Genomic DNA, 23352 nt, shown 5'->3' on the forward strand with positions numbered 1-23352 from the left:
GGAAGGATCAGGCCAGCGGTTCCTGGATCTCCGTCACCCAGTTCTCCGGGTCGCCCATCCCGTATTCCAGGTAGACCTCCCGGCTGAACCCGGCACCCCGCTCCCCGTGGTCCTCGATCCACCGGTGCAGGTTCTGGATGGTCGCGTCCACGCCGTCCATCGGTCCGTGGTGGATGATCGTCGCGGCCCGCTCGATCGCCGGCAGGTCCACGACGTCGAAGTCGTACGCCGGGTCCGGCGCGACGTTGACCGGGAAGCTGGCGTGGATCTTCACGCCCCCGTCCGGCGCCTCCTCGTAGTAGGCGATCCCCGGCCCCGCCAGTTCCACCCCGGCCTTGGTCAACCGGGCGTGCAGTTCCGGGTAGAGCGGCTGGATGACGGGCCCGATGTGCTCGCTGGCGTAGCTCTCGGCCACGGCGGACAACTCCGCGACCCGGACGGCGGGGACGGACTTCACAACGACGTCGGCAGGCAAGACGCCCTCCTTCTCGATGATCTGGATCCTCGCCTCGACCCCCCGCAGCCGGGCCCGGTCGGCCTCGACCCGGGCTTCCAGGTCGGCCCGGCGGAGCCGGAGCATCCCCTGCAGTTCGGCCACGTCGACCTTCTCGTCGAGGATCTGGCGGACCTGCTGGAGGCTGAAGCCGAGGTCCTTCAGGGCCACGACCCGGTTGAGGCGGCTGAGCTGCGCGGCCTCGTAGGAGCGGTAGCCCGTCAGGGGGTCGACCCGGGCGGGGGCGAGCAGGCCGAGCGCGTCGTAGTGGCGCAGCATGCGCACCGACACGCGGCCGATTCTGGCGAAGTCTCCGATGCTGTACATGACGCCTCCGGGTTTATCGGCTGACACCGTGTGAGGGTCAACGACTGTCCCTGAGACGCCCCTGAGTTGTCCCTGATGTTGCCGCCTGACCCGCGATTTCTCGGCAAATGAGACTTACCGTGAAGCCTATGGGACGCATTCTTCTGTACGCCGTCATCGCGGTCGCCGCCTTCTTCGTCATCGGCTGGCTCATCGGGCTGGTCTTCGGTCTCCTCAAGTGGGCGCTGATCATCGGCGTCATCGGCCTCGCCGTCATGGGGGTCATGAAGCTGACCCGCGGCAAGAGCAAGTCGCCCGACTGGTCGTGAACCAGCACTGACACCCCCTACCGCAACGCGAGAGCCCCGGCGCCTTCCGACACCGGGGCTCGCGTATTTCAGGTACTAGCTGATGGGCGGGTAGGCGTTGGCCAGCAGCTGACGGAACTGGGCCGAGAACCAGTGACCCGACAGCGGGGCGTTCGCCAGAGCACCGCTCGGGTTGTTCCCGTTACGGTCGTTGCCGCCGTAGGTCGGGTCGCACATCCGGTCGAAGCCCTTGCCCTCGTTGTTCGGGATCTCGGTCGAGGCGCCGTCGGACTCGCCCGGAGGCTTGACCCACACGTAGGCGTCGATACCGGTGGCCGGGTTGGCCCGCGGACGCTCACCCAGACCCGCGCCGCTCTGGTTGCACCAGTTGCCGGCGTGGACGCGTCGGTCGACCTTGGAGTTGTTGACGAAGGTGTTCAGGTCGGTCGAGGTGCTCGGCCCGGTCGGCCGGTTCGGGCCGCCCCAGCCGTTACGCGAGGTGTCGATCAGCATGCCGATGTTGGAGGAGAAGCCCTCCTGGACCAGCCGCTGACGGAAGGCCTGGGCGAAGGACAGCTCGTCGATGTAGAAGTTCCAGTCGACCCACCGCGAAGAGCGGATCTGCTGGCCGTTGACCGTGCCGCTCACCGAGAAGTGCGGCTCGACCAGAGCCGAGTAGTTGGCGGTGTTGGTGATGAAGCCGTGGACGGTGGCCTTGCCGCCGGTGGCGAGGTCGGCGGTGGAGCCGAACAGGTCGGCCGACGGACCGAAGTTGGAGTCCCAGCCCAGCCATCCGTGGTGACCGGCGTCCACGTAGTTGTACACGTTCGGGATCGCGTACAGCTTGGACAGCGCGTAGGCCACACCCTGCTCGTAGGCGCCGGAGTTCTTCGCCTCCTGGCACGCGGCCAGGTTGAGGTTGGTGACCAGGTTCGGCAGCGAGTCGATCTCGATGATGGCGACGATGCGCAGGTTCCGGTACGCGGTGTCGGACATGATCGAGGCGATCGGGTCGATGTACTCGGTCTTGTACCGGTTGATGCCGTCCTGGGCGACCTTGAGCTCACCGTTGGAGGCCAGGGCCGAGCAGTCGCGGTTGGGCAGGTTGTAGATCACGACCTGGATCACGACCGGGGCGGAACCGTTGGCCGCGTCCTGCTGGACGGCCAGGTCCAGGTGGTCACGCAGACCCTTGCTGTTGTTGCCGGCCGAACCGCTGCTGATCGCGGCGATCCGGTCCAGCCAGATGGCGGTCGAGGTGTTCGCCACGGCCGAACCGCCCGGCTCGGAGGCCGCGCTGGCCGACCAGTCCGGGTTCACGTAACCGGTCGCGCCCGCATAGGGGTTGTCCACCCGAGGTCCGGGCGACGGCGTCGGGGAAGGCGACGGCGACGGAGACGGGCTCGGCGACGGTGAAGGCGAGGGCGAGGGAGAAGGGGACGGAGACGGAGAAGGGGAGGGAGAAGGCGACGGCGACGGGCTGGGCGACGGCGAAGGCGAGGGGGAAGGCGACGGAGACGGGTTCACGCCGCCGCAGGTCACGCCGTTCACGGTGAAGGACGTCGGCTTGGGGTTGCTACCGCTCCACGTCCCGTTGAAGCCGAGGCTCAGGGTGGCGCCGGACGCCAGGCTCCCGTTCCACGGCATGCTCGCCGCGGTCACGTTCGAGCCGCTCTGCGTCCAGTTCGCCGACCAACCCTGGCTCACGCGCTGGCCCGAGTTCGGGAACGTGAAGCCGAGGTTCCAGCTCGAGAGCGCGTCGCCGGTGTTGCGGACCGTCAGGTTCGCGGTGAAGCCGCCCTGGCCGGGGCTCGTGGTCCAGTCGTTGGTGGTGTACGTCACGTCACACGTGACCGCCGCCTGCGCGGACGTGGCCGTGACGACGGCCATGGTGGATCCGAGCGCGGCCACCGCGACCGCGGCGAGGCCGCGGCGCAGTCGGGAGCGCGCGGCTCCGGATCGGGGGGTGGATCTCATTGCGGGGGTCCTCCTGCGATGATTCACTGCGCGCTGGGAGCGCTCCCACGGACCTTAGGTGCGCGGTCCCGTGCCGTACAGGAAGACCGTCGGCCCTCAGCCTCCCCCGTGCGTCCGCCGAAACACCAGCACCGGCGGCGACCAGCGCACACGCCACCCGGTCACCGGCCGAAAACCCCGTTTGTAACGTGAAAGTTTCAGCTCTATCGCCACGTTTGCCCGGTTTTCTGTAGACTGAACATCGGTTCATCCAAAATCCGGTGAGGACGCGATGCCCCGTACCGACGAACAGAACGAGGCCCTGCGGGCGACCACGCGGGAGGCGGTGCGGACGGCCGCGATCCGCGTCTTCGCCAGAGACGGCTTCACCGCCGCGAACATGCGCGGGATCGCGGCGGAGGCCGGGCTGAGCGTCGGCTCGATCTACCGCCACTACCCGACCAAACATCACCTCTTCGACGAGTTCCTCGACCAGGCCGCCACCGGTCTCGACGCGGCGGCGAAGCGGCTGGCGGGAGCGGGCCGCCCGATCGACCTGGTCCGCGCGTTCACCGACGAGTACCTGGCCGATCTGGCCCGCGACGACGGCGCGGCCGAGTTCTTCGTGGTCGTCAACCAGGCGTTCGGCACCGACACCCCGGCCGGGACGACCGCCCGCCTCATGGAGCCGCACCGATCACTGTGGCGGGCCTTCGCCGCCGTCGTCCGGCGCGGCCAGGAGGCCGGCGAGTTCGCCGGCGGCGACCCCGAGGCCATGACGGTCGTGTACTTCGCCACGCTGTCGGGCCTCACCACGATGCGCCTCGCGCTGCCCGACGCCGACCTCGTCCTGAGGAGCCTCACATGATCGAGGTCAGCCGCGCCGACCGGCTGGGCGAGGCCTACCGGCGTCCGGTCACCGAGGTGCTGGTGCGCGGCTTCGCCGACGACTTCGCGTTCTTCTCCGAAGACCCCCGGATCCTCACGGACGCCTTCGCCCACATGATCCTGCTCGACCGCTTCCACGTCGCCCTCGTGGACGGCGAACCGGCGGCCGTCGCCTCGGTCACCGAAGCCGATCAGGAGTGCTTCGCCCCGCGACGGGCGGAGCTGCGACGGCATCTCGGGCCGGTCCACGGCACGATCTGCTGGTTGATCGTCCGGAGCCAGTTCCTCGGCGGCCACGACGGCGCGCGGCCCGGTCTCGCCGAGATCGGATTCGTCACCTCCGCGCCCCGGTTCCAGGGACGCGGCGTCGCGACCGCGCTCCTGCGCCAGGTGATGGAGTTGCCGTACGAGGAGTTCGTGCTCCGCGACATCAAGGACACCAACGCCCCCGCGCTGGGCCTCTACGCCAAGCTCGGCTTCCGCGAGTCACGGCGGCGGCCGGTCAGGTTCGCCAAGCGGGCCGGGTTCTCGGCCTACGTCTCCATGAATTGCCGCAAACCCGTGGCCTGAGCATAAGTGGGGCTCGACTGGCGAGTAGCATCCGCAGGACACGTACACCGCCCGAAGGGGAATCGTCATGACCGTCAAAGTGACCGTCACCGGCGCGGCCGGCCAGATCGGTTACGCCCTGCTCTTCCGCATCGCCTCGGGGCACCTGCTCGGGCCGGACGTGCCCGTCCAGCTGAGCCTGCTGGAGATCACTCCGGCGCTGAAGGCGGCCGAGGGCACCGCGATGGAGCTCGACGACTGCGCCTTCCCGCTGCTCAAGGGCATCGACATCACCGACGACCCGAACTACGCGTTCAACGGGACCAACGTCGCGCTGCTGGTCGGCGCCCGTCCCCGCACGGCGGGCATGGAGCGCGGCGACCTGCTGTCGGCCAACGGCGGCATCTTCGGCCCGCAGGGCCGGGCGATCAACGACAACGCCGCCGACGACGTGCGCGTCCTGGTCGTGGGCAACCCCGCCAACACCAACGCGCTGATCGCCCAGCGGCACGCGCCCGACGTCCCGGCCGACCGGTTCACCGCCATGACCCGGCTCGACCACAACCGCGCCCTCTCGCAGCTCTCGTCGAAGCTGGGCGTCCCGGTCACCGACATCAAGAAGATGACGATCTGGGGCAACCACTCGGCGACGCAGTACCCCGACCTCTACCACGCCGAGGTCGGCGGCAAGATCGCCGCCGAGCTGGTCGACCAGGACTGGCTGAAGGACACCTTCATCCCCACGGTCGCCAAGCGCGGCGCGGCGATCATCGAGGCCCGGGGCGCCTCCAGCGCCGCTTCGGCCGCCAACGCCGCGATCGACCACGTCCACTCGTGGGTGAACGGCACCCCCGAGGGCGACTGGACCTCCGCCGCGATCGTCTCCGACGGCTCCTACGGCGTGCCCGAGGGGATCATCTCCTCGTTCCCGGTGGTCTCGCGGAACGGCCAGTGGGAGATCGTCCAGGGCCTGGACATCGACGACTTCTCCCGGGGCAAGATCGACGCCTCCGTCAAGGAGCTTCAGGAGGAGCGCGACGCGGTCAAGGAGCTCGGCCTGATCTGACGCCGTATGGGCAGGTAGCCGGGCATGGACGAATTCGACGTGATCGTGCTCGGCATGGGCCCTGGTGGTGAGGACGCCGCCGGCCGGCTGGTCGAGGCCGGGCTGAGTGTGGCCGGGGTCGAGGCAGACCTGGTCGGCGGCGAATGCCCCTATTGGGGCTGCGTACCGTCGAAGATGATGATCCGGGCCGCCCACGTCCTGGGCGAGGCCCGGCGCGTCTCCGGCCTGGCCGGAGACGCGACCGTCTCCCCCGACTGGACGCCGGTGGCCCGTCGCATCCGCGCCGAGGCCGCCGACGACTGGAACGACCAGGCCGCCGCCGACCGCTTCGAGAAGAAGGGCGGTCATCTCGTACGCGGCCACGGCGTCGTCACCGGCCCCCGCGAGGTGACCGTGGGCGACCGGGTGCTGCGCGCCCGGCGCGGCCTGCTGATCTCCACGGGGACCCGTCCGGCGATCCCGGACATCGACGGCCTGGCCGGCACGCCCTATTGGACCAACCACGAGGCCGTCGCGACCGAGAGCGTGCCCGAGTCGATGATCGTGCTGGGCGGCGGGGCGATCGGCCTCGAACTGGCCCAGGTCTTCGCCCGCTTCGGCACCGAGATCACGATCCTGGAGGCCGCCCCCCACCTGCTGCCCGGCGAGGAGCCCGAGGCCGGGAAGCTGATCGCGAAGGTCTTCCGCGACGAGGGGATCCGCGTGCTGACCGGCGTGTCCGCGTCGCGGGTGCGATACGACGGCCGTTTCGCCGTGACGGTCGGCGACGAGGTGATCGAGGCGGCCAACCTCCTCGTGGTGGCCGGCCGGAGAACCGACCTGACGGGCCTGTCGGTCATCGGGATCGACGAGACCGGGAAGTTCATTCCCACCGACCCCCGCATGCGCGTCGCCGACGGAGTCTGGGCGGCGGGCGACGTCACCGGCCACGGCGGGTTCACCCACGTGGCCAACTATCAGGGCCGGATCGCGGCCCTCGACATCCTGGGCGAGGAGGTCGCCGGGGCCGACTACCGCGCGGTCCCCCGGGTGACCTACACCGACCCGGAGGTCGGCGCGGTCGGCCTGACCGAGAAACAGGCCCGCGCCGAGGGCCTGGCCGTGACGATCGGCGTCACCACGGCCGGGGCGCGCGACTGGATCCACGGCACGAAGGACATCCTGATCAAGCTGGTGGCAGCGGACGACGTCCTGGTCGGCGCGACGGCGGTCGGCCCGGCGGGCGGCGAGGTGATGGGCGCGCTCGCGGTGGCGGTGCACGCCCGGGTGCCGGTGCCGACCCTGCGGTCGATGATGTACGCCTACCCGACCTTCCACCGGGGCATCGAAGACGCGCTCAAGAACCTTTTGAACCAGGACGGCCCGTGATCTAGTGTCACCCGGTGGCCTTCACCGGAACCCCCCGCCCCGCCCTGCGGTGGCACCACGCCGAAAGCGAGCTCGACGACTTCGCCATCGTGAGCTTCCGGGTGCCCGCCGAGCGGCTGGCCGCCCTGCTGCCGCCCGGTTTCGCGCCCGTGCGCTTCGACTGGGCGGCCGGAGGGTCGGGCGGGCTGGTGTCGGCGGTCGGGTTCCGGGACCGGGACTTCCACTTCCGGTTCTGCCCCCGCGTCGCGATCGCCTGCGGCCAGGTCAACTACCGCGCCTACGTCACCCGCGACGGCGAGCCCGGGGTGTGGTTCTTCCGGACCGCCCTCGACCACCCGCTCGTCGCGGTGCCGCGGCACCTGTGGGGGATGCCGTGGCGGCGCACCCGGATCAGGATCTCCGGCGACTGGGGGGCGGAGCCCCGCTGGGAACTCGACGCCGACGACGCGGAGTGCCGGGCGGCGGGCGTGGCGCCGTACCGGCCCGACGGGCTGGGAGACGGCTGGTTGCCGCTGCTCACCCATCCCACCACGGGCTGGTATCAGGGGCGGCGGTCGGTCGGGACCTACAGCGTGTGGCATCCCGTCATGGAGCCGGTGTTCCTGGCGGCGACGCACGCCAGGTTCCGGCTGTTCGAGGAGCTGGGGCTGGTCGAGCCGGGGCAGGAACCCCATTCGGTGCTGGGGCAGGCCTCGATCCACTTCGACGTCCACGTCCCGCCTAGGGTGTCGGCATGACGGAGACGACCATCGTCGCGTTCGACGACCTCGACGTCCGGCTGCGGGTGCTGGTCGACGGATACGCCGACCAGCACCTTCTCGGCGACCTCGACGATCGGGTCGTCATGTGCTGCCAGACCCGCAGCACGCCGTCGGGGTTCCTGTCGGCGGCGGTGCTGACCCCGGCCCTGATCGTGATCGTCCTGGTGCGGCCCGACGGGGAGTCGGTCCGCCTGGGCGCGCGGCTGGCCGGCGCCGACCTGCGCGCGGCCGACGGCGGCGTCTGGGTGCACGCCCAGTGGTTCGGGGCCGATCCGAGCTCCTACCTGCTGCCGCTCGAAGAGGGCAGCGTCTTCCTCGACGTGCTGCGCACCCGGATCACGGCCGCCCGCCACGCGTAACCGCTACGGTGCGGTCTCCGGGTCGGAGAGGCGGAACCAGCGGCAGTCGTACTCGCCCACCTCGACCTCGGCCTTGCCGTTCTTGACGTCGACGGTGTCGTCGGAGAACAGGTCGGCCAGCACCTTGCCCTCCTGCTCCCCGAGGTCGAGGGTGACCGACGACGCCCGTCCGGCGAAGTTGTGCAGGGTCACGACCCCCTCGTTCCTGATCACGAGGACCGCGTCGTCTCCCCCGTCCAGGACCTCGTAGGCGCCCCAGGCCAGTTCCGGCGCCTCGCGGTACTGCTCGACGAGCCGCCCGATCCACGAGAGCAGCGAGTCGGGGTCGCGCCGCTGGTCGCCGACGCTGATCTCGTCGGGGCCGTACTCGCCGCCGGGCATCGGGATCGCCGGTTCGACCGTGCTGAAGCCGCCGTGCCGGCCGGACGTCCACTGCATCGGGGTCCGGACCGACTGGCGGCCCTCGATCGCGAGGTTCTCCCCCATCCCGATCTCCTCGCCGTAGAAGAGCACGGGGGTGCCGGGAAGCGCGAACAGCAGGCTGTAGACCATCCGGATCCGCCGCTGGTCGCCGTCGAGCATGGTCGGCAGCCGCCGCCGGATGCCGCGGTCGTAAATCCGCATGTCCTCGTCGGGCGCGAAGGCGGCGAAGACCTCCTCCCGCTCGGCGTCGGTCAGCTTGTCGAGGGTCAGTTCGTCGTGGTTGCGCACGAACGAGGCCCACTGGCTGTCCTTCGGCGGCGCGGGGCGCTCCCGCAGGGCCTCGGCGAGCGGACGGGCGTCCTCCCGGGCCAGCGACAGGTACATCCGCTGCATCCCGATGAAGTCGAAGCACATCGTGATCTCGTTGCCGAGCGGGGTGTCACCGAAGTAGGCCATCAGGTCCTTGTACGGCAGGTTCACCTCCCCCAGCAGCATCGCCGTCCCGTCGCGGCGGTTCATGAACGCCCGCAGGTCGGCGAAGAACTCGTGGGGGTCGGGCAGCGCGTCGTCCTGTTCCAGCACCCGTTCGACCAGGAACGGGACCGCGTCGACGCGGAAGCCGGACAGGCCCAGCTCCATCCAGAATCCCAGGATGCGGGCGATCTCGTCCCGGACCTCGGGATTGGAGGTGTTGAGGTCGGGCTGGAACTTGTAGAAACGATGGAAGTAGTACTGCTCGGTCTGGGCGTCCCACTGCCAGAGGCTGTTCTCCTGGTCGGGGAACACCACGCCCTTGGGGTCGTCGGGCTCGGCCTCGTCCGACCAGATGTACCAGTCGCGGTGCTTGGCGTCCCGTGAGGAGCGGGCGTCCTGGAACCAGGGGTGCTGGTCGGAGGTGTGGTTCACGACCAGGTCGGCGATCACCCGGATGCCCCGGTCACGGGCCACCCGCATGAACTCCACGAAGTCGCCCAGGGTGCCGAGGCGGGGGTCGACGCTGTAGAAGTCGACGATGTCGTATCCGTCGTCGTGGTCGGGGGTCGGGAAGAAGGGCATGAGCCAGATGCAGGTCACGCCGATCCGGTCGAGATGGTCGAGATGCTGGATCGCGCCCCGGAAGTCGCCGATCCCGTCGCCGTTACCGTCGGCGAAGGTCTCGATGTCCAGGCAGTAGACGATGGCGTTCTTCCACCACAGTTCGGAGGTCTGGGTCAGCCGCATGGACAGCGCCCCTACCCACTTTTTGCGCACGAAAAAGCCGACCGTTGCACGAGGCAATCGGTCGGCTTCGGGTTCGTGCTGGATGGAACTTAGATCGGCGTCACGTTCTCGGCCTGCGGACCCTTCTGGCCCTGCACGGTCTGGAAGCTGACGCGCTGGTTCTCGTCCAGGCTGCGGTAGCCACCGCTGTTGATCGCCGAGTAGTGCACGAACACGTCAGGGGTGCCGTCGTCGGGGGCGATGAAACCAAAGCCCTTTTCGGCGTTGAACCACTTGACGGTGCCTTCAGACAACTGCTTCTCCTTATGCGGAGCCTCACCGTCCCGTCAGGTCAACGGAACGGGCTGCTTAGCGGACCAGCCCTGCATCCGCCTACGTCGGAAAAGCAGTACGCCCGCTACCGGCCTTGCGGCCGGAGGCGTTCTTTACAAAACACCACTGCAACACGTCAAGCCTAGCGCACCCCGAGCGCGGGGGCAGCCATGTACCACCTCGCGTGCCCATCGCCTCTGGTCAGAGAGTCGAGACGGCGCGGAAGTTCCTGCCGGGAGAACGGATCGCCAAGGGCGTTCCTGATGTGGATTCCGACGGCGTACATGTCCCTGATCTCCATCAGAGTCGCGTAGCCGGGCCAATCTCGCAGGTCAGAGCCGTAGGCGTGGGCGAAGGCGTCGACGTCGCCGGCCGAGAGGCCGAATCTCCGCTGTCCGTGGTAGGTGTGCACCAGGTCCCACTCACGGGGACCCACGGCCACGCCGTCCCAATCGCAAAGAATCGCATTACCGTCGCGGCAGCGGAGCAGATTGTCGATCCAGGCGTCGCCGTGGAGCAGAACCGGCGGTCCCGAATCAAGAGTGTGCCAACGATCGGTCAGTTCTTCGATGCGGTCGCCGAGCCAGCGGCGCTGGTAGGCGGTGAGCACCTCGGCCCGGTGCTCGACCGCGTGCCGGACCTCGGCCAGCGGGTCGGTGAGCCGCCGGAGCGGGATCGACGTCGGCACCGGTTCGCGGTGGAGATCGCGCAGCACGTGGCCGAGCTCGGTGGTGGTCGGGGAGCCGTTGGAGCGGACGTACCGCCAGAAGGTGACCGCCCGGCCGCCGTGCACGATCGGCTGGTGCGGGATCTCGTCGACCGGGCGGACCGTCGGGAAGCCCCGGTCGGCCAGCCAGCGGGCCACCGCCAGCACGGCCGGGAGCCGGGTGAGGGCGTCGGGGGCGGTGGCGATCCGGACCACCATGTCGCCCCGCAGCTTGAAGACGGCGTTGCTGCGCAGCCGCATCAGCCTCGCCCCGCCCGCGTCGAGCCCGATGCGGTCGCAGACCGCGCGCAGGACGGTGAAGGCCTCGTCGGCGAGCGGGCGGGCGGTCGTGGCGCGGGCGAGGTGCGTGATCGTCACGTGTGAGGCGCTCATATGGCCAGCCGGAGGGACGACTCCGACAGGACCTGGTTCAGGTTGCGGACGGCGGGGAGCCGCGGATCGGCCTCGTTCAGCAGCGCCTTCGCCCGGGTGATGACGATCGAGGTGCGGTGCTCGGCCGGGACCTGGCTGAGCGCCTGGGCGGCGAGGCGGCAGGCCTCCTCGTAGTCGCCGTGGCGGGCCAGGTGGGTGGCCTGGTCGAGCAGGATCAGCGCCGGGTCGATCGTCTGGAACCCCGAGTCCATCTCCAGGTTCTGGAGCTGCGAGTCGTCGCCGAGCTCGATCAGGGTGCCGGTGCGATAGAAGCTCATGCGCTTCTCGGTGAAGACGAAGGCGAGGTCGTCCTGGCTCATGCCGCGCATGCGGGCGAAGATCTGCTCGGCCTCGGCGAGGGCGATGCGGGCGGCCTTGCGGTCGCCCATCCGGGCCAGGGCCCGCGCCTCGGCCGCCGCCGCGAGGGCCGCGGGGGAACTGGGGGCCGAACCGGCCAGCATGCGGGCCTCGCGGGCCAGCCGGACGGTCTCGGTGAGGTCGCCGTAGTAGTAGGGCAGCATCGTCTGGTTGGCCCGGACCAGCGCGCGTAAGCGCAGGTCGCCGACGTCGTCGGCGGAGGTGCGGGCGGTGCCGTACCAGGCGTGGGCCTGGCGGGTGTCGCCGAGCTTCATCAGGGCGTCGGCCGAGAGCAGGGCCAGCATCGTGGTGGCCGTCAGGAGGCGGCGCTGCACGCCGGCGGGCTGGCGGGCGCCGGTCAGTTTGCGCACGTCGGCCAGCTCCAGCATCACCCGGCACAGCATGGGCGTGGGCGGGGTGGTCATGTATTCGCGCCGGTAGCGCAGCACCTGCTCGTCGAGCCGGTCGAGCTGGTCTTCGGTCACCGTCGTGGTGGCCAAGGACCGGTCCAAATCGTGCCGGGTGCCCTCGACCTCGGCGAAGAACCTGCCGTTGGGGGTGCCCATCAGCATCGCCTGGTGGAACAGCGCCCGCCGGTCGGTGTCGTCGTCGGCCAGGTCCTCGACGTGGACGGAGTCTTCGGAGGACCCGTTGGCCACGACCACGACCTTCTGGCTCACGCCGGGGTCGTCGCAGTAGTCGGCGGCGAGGCCGAGGCGTACCGCGTTGGCCTTGTAGAGCCGGGCCAGCAGGTCGATCGTCTGGGGGCGCGGTCGCGCCCGGTTGTTCTCCCATGCGTTGAGCAGGTCGATGCTGGCCCTCGGCAGGCCCAGCGACTGCTGCTCACAGAGGTATTCGAGTTCCTCGATCGCCTGCCGCGCGGACCATCCCCGGCCGAGCCGGTGCGCCTTCAGCATGCTGACGCCGCAGCAGCCGTGGATCGCCTGGACCGTCTGCCACATCGACCACTGCCGTGCCTCGGCCTGCTCGCGCCAGCGACGAGCACATGCCGGAGAGTGCTCTCCTCGGGCCATCCCGCCTGCCCTTCCGCTGCTGACTTCCCCGCCGGTCCCAGTCTGCCTCGGACCCGCCGTGATCGGCTATTACGGATATTTCCCCGAGGTTAACCGACACGCACCCAACTGCCAGCGTCGTTATGGGTTCGCGACCCGGGACCCGTGGCTGTTCCACTGAATACCAGCGGGTTCCCTGGTTATTGCACGTATTCGGCTAGTACGCCCGATTGCCGGGCAGTCATCCCAGGTTCACCCTTTCCGGAGAAAGGTCGCAACGTCCCCTGGAGACCACCATGGCGATGAAGGCAGATCGCAGCGAGGCGATGGACCACCTCGAACGGCTCGCCGCCCAACTTGAGGCGCACTCGTTCCAGGTACGCCTGTCGGCGCCGGCCGGCCTCTACCCCCGGCTGCGTGTGGTGAACCCGATGGCCCCGGCCATGGCCGAGGACGTGCTGGCGTCCAACGCCAACGACGGAGAGTGGTGGTACTGGCTCTCCTGGGCCGGTCGCATCGGGCACGCCTCGGACGTCGTGACCGCCGCCGAGCGCATCGCCTCGGTTCTGCACGTGATCCGCCGATAGTTTCGGACACCCCTCAGCCGGTACGGCTCGCGCCTCCGGCGGCCGACTGTCAGGCGGCACCCGCGCCCGTCTCTCGTCAAAGAGAGGGGCGCGGCCCACAAGCCGAACCGGACCAGCTGTCGCCGGCCGCCCACGCCCACCCACCGAGGCGCGGGCCGTACCTCCACCCGACCGATTTGTCCATAGCCGATCGCCCGCCATGACGCGTGGTTCATTACTCGGACAACCCGTTTGACCTGTCTCACAATGTGGCATTCATGATGTGCACCGCACGTCTGCCCGTTTCTATCGACAGGACGCGGATTTCTGGCTTACCCTCGGCTAGGTGGGACTTCGCCTATACGATACTTTCAGCCGGTCGGTCCGCGATTTCTCCCCCCGAATTCCGGGAATCGCATCGATTTATCTCTGCGGCCCCACCGTCGTCGTCCCACCCCATGTCGGGCAAATACGCTCACAAGTGAACTTCGATATTCTGCACCGCTGGCTCTTATATTCCGGATATCGCGTTCTCTTCTGCCGCAACGTCACCGACATCGAAGACAAAATCATCAGCCGCTCGCTGTCCGAGGGCGTCCACTGGTGGCGGATCACCGACCCGGTCTACCGCTCCTTCGAGAGCACCTACGAGGCCCTCGGCTGCCTTCCGCCCAGCGTGGAGCCCCGGGCGACCGGCCACATCCCCGAGATGCTGGAGCTGATCGAGCAACTGCTCGCCTCCGGCAACGCCTACACCGCCGACGGCGACGTGTATTTCTCGGTCTCCTCCTTCCCGGGCTACGGCGAACTCTCCGGACAGCGCCCGAGCCAGATGCGCGGCGGCGAGGAACCCGGTCACGGCAAACGCGATCCCCGCGACTTCGCGCTCTGGAAAAGAGGCCGCCCCGGAGAACCCGTTTGGCACGCGCCATGGGGAGACGGCCGGCCCGGATGGCATCTGGAATGCTCGGCGATGGCGCGGAAATATCTGGGCGCCGAATTCGACATCCACGGCGGCGGGGCCAATCTCATTTTCCCGCACCACGAGAACGAGATCGCCCAGTCGCGCGCCGCCGGCGACGGTTTCGCGCGATTCTGGATTCACAACGGCCCGGTCACCCACCGGGGCGAGAAGATTCGCAAGGTGGCGAAGAACCCTCTGGCGGTGCACACGTTACTGCGGCGGATCAGGCCGGTGGAACTGCGCTATTACCTGGCCGCCGCCCACTATCGGTCGCCGATGGAATTCTCGGTGGGGGCGGTGGAGGAGAGCGCGGTGGCGTACCGGCGGATCGAACGCTTCGTTCACCGCGTGGCCGTCGGTGCGCCGGGCGAGCTTCCGCCGCAGTTCAGAGAGGCGATGGACCACGACCTGAATCTCCCGCAGGCCGTTTCGCTGATTCACGCGGCCGTCAATGAGGGGAACGCCGCCCACGATTCCGGCGACGTTCTCAAGGCGGCGCGGAAATGCGCCGAGGTAAGGGCGATGCTCGACGTGCTCGGCCTCGATCCGATGAGCGCCCACTGGGCCAGGGAAACGCAGTTGCGGGAAGTCGCCGGGGCCGTGCTCGGTGTGGTCCGAAATCTCGCCGAGGCCAGCGCGGAGCGCGGCGAGTTCGAACGGGCCCGGATCATGCACCGGCAGATCGACACGGCACTCAAGATTCGACAGAGGGTTACGCTCTGAGGCGTGCCCGCACCAAAGAAGATCCTCATTGACTGCGACCCCGGGATCGACGACGCACTGGCCCTCACCCTCGCCCACGGCTGCCCGGCGCTCGACCTCGTCGGGATCACCACGGTCGGCGGCAACGTCTCCCTGGAACTGACGACCCTCAACGCGCTCAAACTGCGGGAGTTCCTGGGATTCCCGTCGGTCCCCGTGGTCGCCGGCTCCGCCGGGGCGCTCGTCGCCAGCCGCATCGACGCCTCGGAGGTGCACGGCTTCGGCGGGCTGGGCGCGGCGGTGCTGCCGGAACCCCGCCTGAAGGCGACCGACGGGCACGCGGTCGACTTCATCGTCGACACCCTCTCGGCCTCCCCCGGCGAGATCTCCCTGGTCGCCGTCGGCCCTCTGACCAACATCGCCCTGGCGGTGCGCAGGGAACCCCGGATCACCGAGTGGGCCCGCGACTTCACGATCATGGGCGGGTCGTACACGCGGGGCAACCGCACCCCGGCGGCCGAGTTCAACATCGCGGCCGACCCGGAAGCGGCGGCGATCGTCTTCGGCGCCGGCTGGACGGTCAACCAGATCGGCCTGGACGTCAGCCTGACGGCCCTGGCCAACGGGCCGATCCTCGACCGGATGCGGGACCTCGGACGGCTCGGCGGCGAGCTGCTGATCCCCAGCCTGGAGTTCTACGGCATGACGACGGCCCACGACGGCCCAGCGGTCCACGACGCCCTGGCGGTCGCCCATGTCGCCGACCCGAGCCTGTTCGAGTTCACGCCGGGCGTGGTCGACGTGGAGACGGCGGGCCGGTTCACGTCGGGGATGACGGTGATCGACTTCAACCTGCGCGGCCGCGTGCCGAACGCGAACGTGGCGAGGTCGATCGACGTGGACCGCTTCTGGGACCTCACTCTGTCGAGCTTCGCTCAGGTGGAGGCACGACTCCCTTAGCCAGATGGTCCGAGAGGATCACATGGGGGAATCGGTAGCTCTTGCCGTCCCGCTGGAGGAGGCCGATGTCGGTGGCGTGGGAGATGAACGCCCGGTAGCGGAAGGGCAACCGCCCCAGAACGGCCTGCACGATCCAGCCGCCGAGCCCGGCGACCCAGAAGAAGATCATGTAGCTCGGGACCACCGAAGTGACGACGCCGGCCGCGAGCAGTCCCACCGCGCCCATCCCGCCGAAGAACGACACCGTCCCGGTCTCCGCATACGCGGCTCCGATCGCGATCCCGATGACGGCACCGGTCAAGGTCACGACGAAGACCTTTCCCCCGCCACTCACCTCGCCGGTCGGTGGCGAGCTCTCGTCCCTGTTCGCCAGCACGAAGGCCAACGGGACACCGATCCAGAGCCCGAGCATGAAACAGGCGTGCCCGGCGGGGTCGCCGGTGAGAAGTGCGAAGACCACACAGACCAGCCCCAACGCCAGGGCGACTCCCGCGGCGCGGACGTCGGAATCGTCGCCCGCGGTCCCGAGAGCGTAGATCGCGGACCCTGCGGACACCACGCCCAGGGCGCCGAAAAGGATCTTCTGGCCGGTGCCGCCCACGGACGCCATCATGATGTCGGCGGCGTAGATCAGCGCCCCTCCCCCCGCCCCCAGCACGACACCGGCGACGCCCGCGCGCACGCGGCTCAGGGGAGGTCCGGCCGTCCACCGCGGAGGGCCCTCCAGTCCTGAGGCGACCAGCACGAACACCCCGCTCCCGGCCAGGACCAGCCCACCCGCCAGACTCCACCCGATCCCGACGCTCCCGACCATCTTCCCGGCCACGATCGCCGACCAGATGCCTACCGCGATCGGTACCACGACCCCGTTGATCATCCTCTGGGTCGGCCGGTCCAACGCGGTCCACCAGCTCAACTCGGTGCCCACCAGCGCGGGCCCGGCGAGAGTACGCCGATTGGTCGAGGTCATCAGCCGCGCCACCTGCGTGATCCAGGTGAGCACCTGGGCCGGCGGGTACCGGCGCCGGCGATTGCGGCGCAGCTTCAGTACCTGGTCGACGAAGGAGCTCAGCAGCGCGTCACGGTCCGGCGCGGTCGCCCCGGAACTGTTCGAGGCGACGATGAGGACGTAAAGCCAGAGCGGCGCCGTGATCAGGCCGAGCAGGGCGGGGTCGTCGTCGACGGCCTGGTGGGCGAGCCGCAGCCGGCCCTCTCCCTGGGACAGATAGCTCAGCACCTGCTCTGAGGTGAGAGGGCGGATGACGACCGCGCCGCGCAGCAGGAACCGCTGGGACTCCGGCAGATCCTCGTATTCGGCCGCTCTGCTGCCGACGACGATCTGTACCTGCGGATAGCGGTCGTAGAGCGCGTTCACGCCGGCCACGCAACGGGCCCGATACTCCTCCGGCACCTCGTCGAACCCGTCCAGGAGCAGGGCGAGGCGACCGTCCTTGAGCCACGCGTCGGCCACGCCGTCACCGATGCCGTAGAGGGAGTCGATTCTGCGCAGCAGCCAGTCGCCCAGTTCGGGGAGCGACGAACGCCGGAAGAGCGACTGGCGGCTGACGGCCCAGTCGGCGAGTTCGACGACGACCGGCAGCGGTACGCGAGGCTGGTCGGTGCGGGCCAGCAGGGCCTCCGCGAGTTCGAGGATCATCGTGGTCTTGCCCGCGCCGGGCGATCCCAGGATGAGCATCGACCCGTCGAGATGGTCGTAGACGTCGAGCGGGCTCGCGCCCGGCGGCGGCTCCCACGGGTCCTCGCCTCGGGTGACATGCCAGGTACGGGGTGGCGCCCCGACCGCGTCGGACACGGCGTCGAGGTCGAGCCGGGCGCGGGCGACGCGGACCAGTGACTGGTCGAGCCGCTGGGTCACGTAGCGGCGGATGTTGGCGATGGCGCGGGAGCGGAAGTCCGGGTGAACGTAACCCGCGATCCTGCCCTCGGGCCGCTTCTCCAGTGACTGAAGCACGGTGAAGACGATCGCGGTCACGGCCAGCAGCCCCACCAGGGGCCAGATCCAGCCTTCATAGGGCTTGAGCCATGCCGGAGCCTCACCGCCCGTCGCGTAATTGATCACAATCGGTAAGAGGACCAGGCCATCGGCCGCGGCCAGGACCAGCAGGACGGTCCGCCAGAACTTCGACACACCCCACTATCGCTACACGGAATTAACACGTCACGCGTTGCACGGAAGTTCGCCTGAGTTACATTTTGTCGACAATCGACGGAAGGCGAGCCGATGTATCTCGAACCCGCGGCGCGCGTGCTCGCGCAGGCGCGGGAGAAGGGCTTCACCGTGATCCACACGCGTGAGGGCCATCGCGCGGACCTGTCCGACTGCCCGCCGATCGGTGATCCGGGGCCGCAGGGCCGGATCCTCGTGCGCGGCGAACCGGGCTGGGAGATCGTCCCGGAGGTCGCGCCCGTCGAGATCGCCTCCTCCGAGGCGTTCCTCAAGGCACTGGAGGGCTAGTGGATCTGCAGATTCCGGCGCTGAAGGCGGCGTACGCGAACGGCCTGCACCCCCGTGAGGTCGTCGCCGAGGTCTATCGCAGGATCAAGGCCAGGGGTGACGACGGCGTCTGGATCAGTCTCCGGTCGGAGGAGGAGACCCTCGCCGGCCTGCCCGACGATCCCGATCTGCCCCTCTACGGCATCCCCTTCGCCGTCAAGGACAACATCGACGTCGCCGGAATGCCCACGACGGTCGCCTGTCCCGACTTCGCCTACCTGCCCGAGCGGTCGGCGCCGCTCGTCGACCGGCTGGTCGGCGCGGGGGCGGTCCTGATCGGCAAGAACAACCTCGACCAGTTCGCCACGGGGCTGTCGGGCTCCCGCAGCCCCTACGGCTCGGTGGAGTCGCCGCTGGTGAAGGGGCTGATCTCCGGGGGATCGTCGTCGGGGTCGGCGGTGGCGGTGAGCGCGGGGCTGGTCAGTTTCTCGATCGGGACCGACACGGCGGGGTCGGGTCGGGTGCCGGCGGTGATGACCGGGACCGTCGGGCTCAAGCCGTCGAAGGGGCTGGTCAGCACGCTGGGGGTGGTCCCGGCCTGCGCGTCGCTCGACTGTCCGAGCGTGTTCTCGCTGAACGTCCACGACGCCCGGACGGTCCTGGAGATCATCCAGGGGTACGAGCAGGACGACCCCTGGTCCCGGCGATTCGACCGCGACACGACGCCCATCAGGAAGATCGGCGTCATCCGGGGTGACGAGAACTGGACCGAGGTGCTGACCAGACTCGAAGACCTCGGCTACGAGCTCGTCGACGTCGACATCGCGCCGTTCCTCGAAGCCGGGCGGCTGCTCTACGAGGGGCCGTGGGTGGCCGAGCGGTGGAGCGTGCTCGGGCCGTTCGTCGAGGCCCATCCCGAGTCCCTGCACCCCGTCACCGCGGCGGTATTGAAGAGCGGGAGCGGCGTCACCGGGGCGGAGACCTTCCGGGGCCTGCACCGGCTCAGGGCGCTCATGGCCGAAACCCGCCGGACCTGGGCCGCGGTCGACGCCATCGCCGTGCCGACCGTCCCGAGGACGTTCACGCTCGCCGAGATGGCCGAAGACCCGATCGCCAGGAACTCCGTCCTGGGCACCTACACGACCTTCGCCAACCTCCTCGATCTGGCCGGGATCGCCGTCCCGGCCGGCTTCACGTCCGCGGGCAGACCGCACGGCGTCACCCTGCTGGCCCCCGCAGGCGCCGACGGTCCGCTCGCGGACGCGGCCGAACGTTTCCACACGGGCCGGGCGGGGGCCACGCCGTACCGGGTCAGGACCGGCAGGACACTGCTGGCCGTGGTGGGGGCGCACCGGACCGGCCATCCGCTGCATCCGGAGCTGCGGGCGCTCGGCGCCACCTCGGCGGGCCTCGCCCATACGGCCGGGGCCTACCGGCTCTACGATCTCGGCGACCGCCCCGGCATGGTCCGGACGACGGACGGCGCGTCCATCGAGGTCGAGCTCTTCCACCTCGACGCGGCCGGGCTGGGCGGGCTGCTCACGAGGATCCCGCCACCCCTCGGGCTCGGCTCGGTCGAGCTCGACGACGGGACCCACGTCGTCGGGTTCCTCTGCGAGGCCCACGCGGTCGCGGACGCCCCGGACATCACGGGTTACGGCTCCTGGCCGGGCTACGTGAACGCCCGGCCGTAACATCCGGCGGCATCGCGCGAAACATCGGTTTCCTACGCTCCGGACATGGCGGACATATTCGACTCATATGCCCTGGCCGAAGCATGGGACGAGATGTTCGAGCGGCCGGGGACGCCCCGGCCGCCGTATCAAGGGCTGTTCGCGGCCCTGCAACCCCTCGGGGCCGACGAGCTCCGGTTCCGGGCCGACCAGCTGGCCCGGGTGTTCACCGACCGGGGGGTGACCTTCGACTACGCCGGCGAGGAGCGCCCATTCCCGCTCGATCTGATCCCCCGCGTCATCGACGCCGCCGAGTGGGACCTGATCGCCCGCGCGGTCCGGCAGCGGGTGCGCACGCTGGAGGCCTTCCTCGCCGACGTGTACGGCGGCCGCCAGATCTTCCACGACGGGGTCGTGCCGTGGTCGCTCCTGCACAGCTCCCCCCACTTCCACCGGATGGCCGACGGGATCAGACCGGCGAACGGGGTCCGCGTCCACATCGCGGGCGTCGACATCATCCGCGACGAGGTGGGCGCCTTCCGGGTGCTGGAGGACAACGTCCGCACCCCGAGCGGCGTGAGCTACGTCCTGGAGAACCGGCTGGCGATGATGCGCACGCTCCCCGCGCTGTTCACCGAGCAGCGGGTGCGGGCGGTCGACGAATACCCGGCCCGGCTGCTGGCCGCCCTCCGGCGGGCCGCGCCCACGGCGATCAACGACCCGACGGTCGTCGTGCTCACCCCGGGCGTCTACAACGCCGCCTACTTCGAGCACGCGCTGCTGGCCCGGCTGATGGGCGTGGAGCTGGTCGAGGGCCGTGACCTGGTCTGCGAGAACAACCGCGTCTACATGGTCACCACGCACGGCAAGCGGCCGGTGCACGTCATCTACCGGCGGGTCGACGACGACTACCTCGACCCGCTGCACTTCCGGCCCGACTCGACCCTCGGCTGCCCGGGGCTGCTGAACGCCGCCCGCGCCGGCACGGTCGCCATCGCCAACGCGGTCGGCAACGGGGTGGCCGACGACAAGCTGCTCTACACGTACGTGCCGGACCTGATGAAGTACTACCTCGGCGAGACGCCGCTGATCACCAACGTGGAGACCTACCGGCTGGAGGACGCCGACACCCTCGAATGGGTGCTCGGCAACCTCGGCGACCTGGTGCTCAAGCCCGTCGACGGGGCGGGCGGCAAGGGCATCGTCATCGGCCCCCGGGCCGCCGACGAGACGCTCGGGACGCTGAAGGAGAACGTACAGAGAGATCCGCGGGGGTGGATCGCCCAGCGGCCGGTGGCCCTGTCGACCTCGCCCGCCCTGATCGGCGACCTGCCCCGGCCCCGGCACATCGACCTGCGGCCGTTCGCGGTCAACGACGGCGACGACGTCTGGCTGCTGCCGGGCGGCCTCACCCGGGTCGCGCTGCCGGAGGGCGAGCTGGTCGTGAACTCCAGCCAGGGCGGCGGCTCCAAGGACACGTGGGTGCTGTCGGAGCCGGGGCCGCGCATCCCGCACGTGGTGACCGGCGGCCACCAGCCCCCGGCGCACTGGCAACCGAGCCGCAACGCCGCCTGGGACGGGGAGAGCGAACAGTGAGAGAACTGCTCAGCCGCATCGCCGAGACGCTGTACTGGATCGGCCGGTACGTCGAACGCTCCGACGACATCGCCCGCCTGCTCGACGTCTCCCTGCACCGCACCCTCGGCGACGACGAGGACTGGTCGACGGTGCTGGCCATCCTCGGCCACGAGGGCGGCGACAACCCGACGACCGAGACGATGATCCAGCGTCTGGCCTACGACTCGGCCACGCCGAGCTCGATCGCCGGCTGCGTCAGGGCGGCCAGGGAGAACGCGCGCGGGGTGCGCGAGATCATCTCCAGCGAGGTCTGGGAGTGCCTCAACGTCACCTGGAACGAGCTGCCGATCCGCCAGATCGGGGCCGAGCGGCTCGGCCCGCACGGCTATCTCCGGTACGTCCGCGAGCGCGCCGCCCTGTTCTCGGGGCTGGCCGACGCGACCATGAGCCGCGACGACGGCTGGCTGTTCATCGTGCTGGGCCGCAGCCTGGAGCGGGTCGACATGACCGCCCGCCTGCTGGCCGTGCACGGCGAGGTGCTGCCCAGCGAGTTCGCGCCGCACTCGGAGTCGACCGGCTGGAAGGCGCTGCTGGAGGCGTGCGGGGCCGACGAGTCGTTCACCCGGACCCACCGGGGCGACGCGAAGCGGGTGCTGGAGTTCCTCCTCCTCGACCGGCTCTTCCCCCGCTCGGTCATGCACGCCCTCACCACGGCCGAGCAGTGCCTGGCCGAGCTCAGCCCCAACCAGGGCAGGGCGGGCATGAGCGACCCGGCGCGGGCGGCCATCGGGCGGGTCCGGATGGCGCTGGAGTACGCCGACACGGCGGGCCTCGAAGAGCAGCTGCCCGAGCTGCTGATCACCCTCCAGGCGGCCTGCGTGATCGCCTCGGAGGGGTTGACGGAACGGTTCTTCCAGCACGTGTCGACGGTGCGCTGGGAGCTGGGCGTGCAGGCGCTGGGAGGTGCGGTGTGGAAACCGGCTGGCGTGTGAGGATCCGCCACTCGACGTTCGTGGAGTACGAGGGCGAGGCGGCGTCGTCGTACAACGAGGTCCGGATGACCCCGGTCGACGACCACCGGCAGGCCACGCTCGACTGCAGCCTGGTCATCCGGCCGGCGACGCCGGTCTGGACCTACCGCGACTACTGGGGCACCCACGTCAGCGTCTTCGACGTGACGGGCGGCCACCGGACGCTCGCGATCGAGGCGGAGGCCCGGGTCGACACCTCGCCGGTCCGGCCACTGGCCAAGCCGCTGAGCTGGGACCTGCTGAGGAACGTGTCGGGCCCGGTCGCCGAGCTGCTGCGGCCCACCGAGCGGACCACGATCACCTGCGGCGAGGTCGGGCTGGCCCAGGCGCACGGCCGCGACCCGCACGAGACCGCCGAGGCCATCGCGTGGGCCGTGCACGAGCGGGTCGAATACGTGCCGGGCGCGACCGGGGTGCTCACCAGCGCCCAGGAGGCCTGGGACCAGGGCAAAGGCGTCTGCCAGGACATGGCGCACCTGACCGTCGCGCTGATGCGGGCGGCCGGGCTGCCGGCCCGTTACGTCTCCGGATACATCCATCCGGCGGCGGACGCGGTCATCGGCGAGCCCGTCGCGGGGCAGTCGCACGCGTGGGTGGAGTACTGGTCGGGCGAGTGGAACGCGCTCGACCCGACAAATCGCTCAAAAGTAGGCGAAACACATGTAGTGGTAGCGCGCGGGAGAGACTACGCTGACGTACCCCCTTTGAAAGGTATTTACCAAGGACCACCTGCGGGAAGACAAGAAGTAAAGGTCGAAGTGACCCGGTTGGCGTGATCATTACGTATTACTGGGAAGGCTGAGACCAATACGAGAGAGGAGAGCCTCTTGTGAAAAGGGTCCAGATCGTCCAGCGCCCCCGTCCGCCCCGGCAGCCGCTGCCCATCGACCTACGCACTCCGTCGG

At 69.6% G+C, this 23352-nt stretch carries 21 protein-coding genes and 1 pseudogene; 15 read left to right on the plus strand and 7 right to left on the minus strand.

Annotation, left to right across the window (positions count from 1 at the left end; genetic code table 11):
- Positions 1–7: 7 nt before the first annotated feature.
- Complete coding sequence (locus tag FDA94_RS17955) at positions 8–820, minus strand: MerR family transcriptional regulator (RefSeq protein WP_137248221.1); 813 nt, start codon at positions 818–820, stop codon at positions 8–10.
- Positions 821–948: 128 nt separating this feature from the next.
- On the opposite strand from FDA94_RS17955, the gene FDA94_RS17960 reads away from it, so the two are divergent.
- Entirely contained in the window at positions 949–1128 is a 180-nt protein-coding gene (locus tag FDA94_RS17960) for a hypothetical protein (protein ID WP_137248222.1), read from the plus strand.
- A gap of 75 nt (positions 1129–1203) precedes the next feature.
- On the opposite strand, the gene FDA94_RS17965 is transcribed toward FDA94_RS17960, so the two are convergent.
- Positions 1204–3084, minus strand: coding sequence for a glycoside hydrolase family 6 protein (locus tag FDA94_RS17965; RefSeq protein ID WP_137248223.1), 1881 nt, complete (start codon positions 3082–3084; stop codon positions 1204–1206).
- Between the two features lie 271 nt (positions 3085–3355).
- Between FDA94_RS17965 and FDA94_RS17970 the strand changes: the two genes are divergently transcribed.
- From FDA94_RS17970 to FDA94_RS17995, 6 genes are all read left to right on the plus strand, one after another.
- Positions 3356–3931 (plus strand): TetR/AcrR family transcriptional regulator, encoded by a 576-nt coding sequence (locus FDA94_RS17970; RefSeq protein ID WP_137248224.1) that lies wholly within the window; start codon positions 3356–3358, stop codon positions 3929–3931.
- On the plus strand, positions 3928–4521 hold the full coding sequence (locus FDA94_RS17975; protein WP_137248225.1) for a GNAT family N-acetyltransferase: 594 nt from the start codon (positions 3928–3930) through the stop codon (positions 4519–4521). The genes FDA94_RS17970 and FDA94_RS17975 overlap by 4 nt, the downstream gene beginning before the upstream one ends.
- A gap of 67 nt (positions 4522–4588) precedes the next feature.
- The gene (locus FDA94_RS17980; protein WP_137248226.1) at positions 4589–5566 is read left to right on the plus strand and encodes a malate dehydrogenase; all 978 of its coding nucleotides are present in this window, start codon (positions 4589–4591) and stop codon (positions 5564–5566) included.
- A 24-nt stretch (positions 5567–5590) separates the two neighbouring features.
- Positions 5591–6934, plus strand: a complete 1344-nt coding sequence (locus FDA94_RS17985) for a dihydrolipoyl dehydrogenase family protein (RefSeq protein WP_137248227.1) — start codon at positions 5591–5593, stop codon at positions 6932–6934.
- 14 nt (positions 6935–6948) lie between these two features.
- Complete coding sequence (locus FDA94_RS17990; RefSeq protein ID WP_137248228.1) at positions 6949–7671, plus strand: DUF2071 domain-containing protein; 723 nt, start codon at positions 6949–6951, stop codon at positions 7669–7671.
- Positions 7668–8054 (plus strand): hypothetical protein, encoded by a 387-nt coding sequence (locus FDA94_RS17995; protein WP_137248229.1) that lies wholly within the window; start codon positions 7668–7670, stop codon positions 8052–8054. Before FDA94_RS17990 ends, FDA94_RS17995 begins: the two co-directional genes overlap by 4 nt.
- Positions 8055–8057: 3 nt before the next feature.
- Here the strand turns inward: FDA94_RS17995 and FDA94_RS18000 are convergent, their stop codons facing one another.
- The 4 genes from FDA94_RS18000 to FDA94_RS18015 form a co-directional block, all read right to left on the minus strand.
- Entirely contained in the window at positions 8058–9698 is a 1641-nt protein-coding gene (locus tag FDA94_RS18000; protein WP_137248230.1) for an alpha-amylase family protein, read from the minus strand.
- A gap of 89 nt (positions 9699–9787) precedes the next feature.
- A complete protein-coding gene (locus tag FDA94_RS18005) occupies positions 9788–9991 on the minus strand; it encodes a cold-shock protein (protein ID WP_030455889.1) in 204 nt (67 codons plus the stop codon).
- A 161-nt stretch (positions 9992–10152) separates the two neighbouring features.
- The gene (locus FDA94_RS18010; RefSeq protein ID WP_246060021.1) at positions 10153–11094 is read right to left on the minus strand and encodes an aminoglycoside phosphotransferase family protein; all 942 of its coding nucleotides are present in this window, start codon (positions 11092–11094) and stop codon (positions 10153–10155) included.
- A gap of 11 nt (positions 11095–11105) precedes the next feature.
- Positions 11106–12539, minus strand: coding sequence for an NsdA family TPR-like regulatory protein (locus tag FDA94_RS18015; protein WP_137248232.1), 1434 nt, complete (start codon positions 12537–12539; stop codon positions 11106–11108).
- A gap of 275 nt (positions 12540–12814) precedes the next feature.
- Between FDA94_RS18015 and FDA94_RS18020 the strand changes: the two genes are divergently transcribed.
- The 3 genes from FDA94_RS18020 (at position 12815) to FDA94_RS18030 (ending at position 15710) form a co-directional block, all read left to right on the plus strand.
- Positions 12815–13105 (plus strand): hypothetical protein, encoded by a 291-nt coding sequence (locus tag FDA94_RS18020; RefSeq protein ID WP_231515630.1) that lies wholly within the window; start codon positions 12815–12817, stop codon positions 13103–13105.
- Positions 13106–13430: 325 nt separating this feature from the next.
- Positions 13431–14771 (plus strand): cysteine--tRNA ligase, encoded by a 1341-nt coding sequence (gene cysS / locus FDA94_RS18025; RefSeq protein ID WP_137248233.1) that lies wholly within the window; start codon positions 13431–13433, stop codon positions 14769–14771.
- Positions 14772–14774: 3 nt separating this feature from the next.
- Positions 14775–15710, plus strand: a complete 936-nt coding sequence (locus FDA94_RS18030; RefSeq protein ID WP_137248234.1) for a nucleoside hydrolase — start codon at positions 14775–14777, stop codon at positions 15708–15710.
- Here FDA94_RS18030 and FDA94_RS18035 read toward each other — a convergent pair.
- Positions 15667–17859, minus strand: coding sequence for an NACHT domain-containing protein (locus FDA94_RS18035; RefSeq protein ID WP_137248235.1), 2193 nt, complete (start codon positions 17857–17859; stop codon positions 15667–15669). The two genes, FDA94_RS18030 and FDA94_RS18035, sit on opposite strands and share 44 nt — an antisense overlap.
- A gap of 78 nt (positions 17860–17937) precedes the next feature.
- On the opposite strand from FDA94_RS18035, the pseudogene FDA94_RS18040 reads away from it, so the two are divergent.
- From FDA94_RS18040 to FDA94_RS18060, 5 genes and pseudogenes are all read left to right on the plus strand, one after another.
- Positions 17938–18186, plus strand: a pseudogene (locus tag FDA94_RS18040) (cysteine hydrolase family protein); the annotation flags it as partial.
- Positions 18186–19859 carry an allophanate hydrolase gene (gene atzF / locus FDA94_RS18045; RefSeq protein ID WP_137248236.1) on the plus strand — a complete coding sequence of 558 codons (1674 nt, stop codon included), beginning with the start codon at positions 18186–18188 and terminating at the stop codon, positions 19857–19859. The pseudogene FDA94_RS18040 and the gene atzF, both read left to right, overlap by 1 nt.
- Before the next feature lie 45 nt (positions 19860–19904).
- On the plus strand, positions 19905–21434 hold the full coding sequence (locus tag FDA94_RS18050; RefSeq protein WP_137248237.1) for a circularly permuted type 2 ATP-grasp protein: 1530 nt from the start codon (positions 19905–19907) through the stop codon (positions 21432–21434).
- Positions 21431–22408, plus strand: coding sequence for an alpha-E domain-containing protein (locus FDA94_RS18055; protein ID WP_212735375.1), 978 nt, complete (start codon positions 21431–21433; stop codon positions 22406–22408). Before FDA94_RS18050 ends, FDA94_RS18055 begins: the two co-directional genes overlap by 4 nt.
- On the plus strand, positions 22405–23223 hold the full coding sequence (locus tag FDA94_RS18060) for a transglutaminase family protein (protein WP_246060009.1): 819 nt from the start codon (positions 22405–22407) through the stop codon (positions 23221–23223). Before FDA94_RS18055 ends, FDA94_RS18060 begins: the two co-directional genes overlap by 4 nt.
- The last annotated feature ends 129 nt before the right edge of the window (positions 23224–23352 follow it).

Origin of the sequence: Herbidospora galbida, from assembly GCF_005233835.1 — a bacterium.
Taxonomy (GTDB): Bacteria; Actinomycetota; Actinomycetes; order Streptosporangiales; family Streptosporangiaceae; genus Herbidospora; species Herbidospora galbida.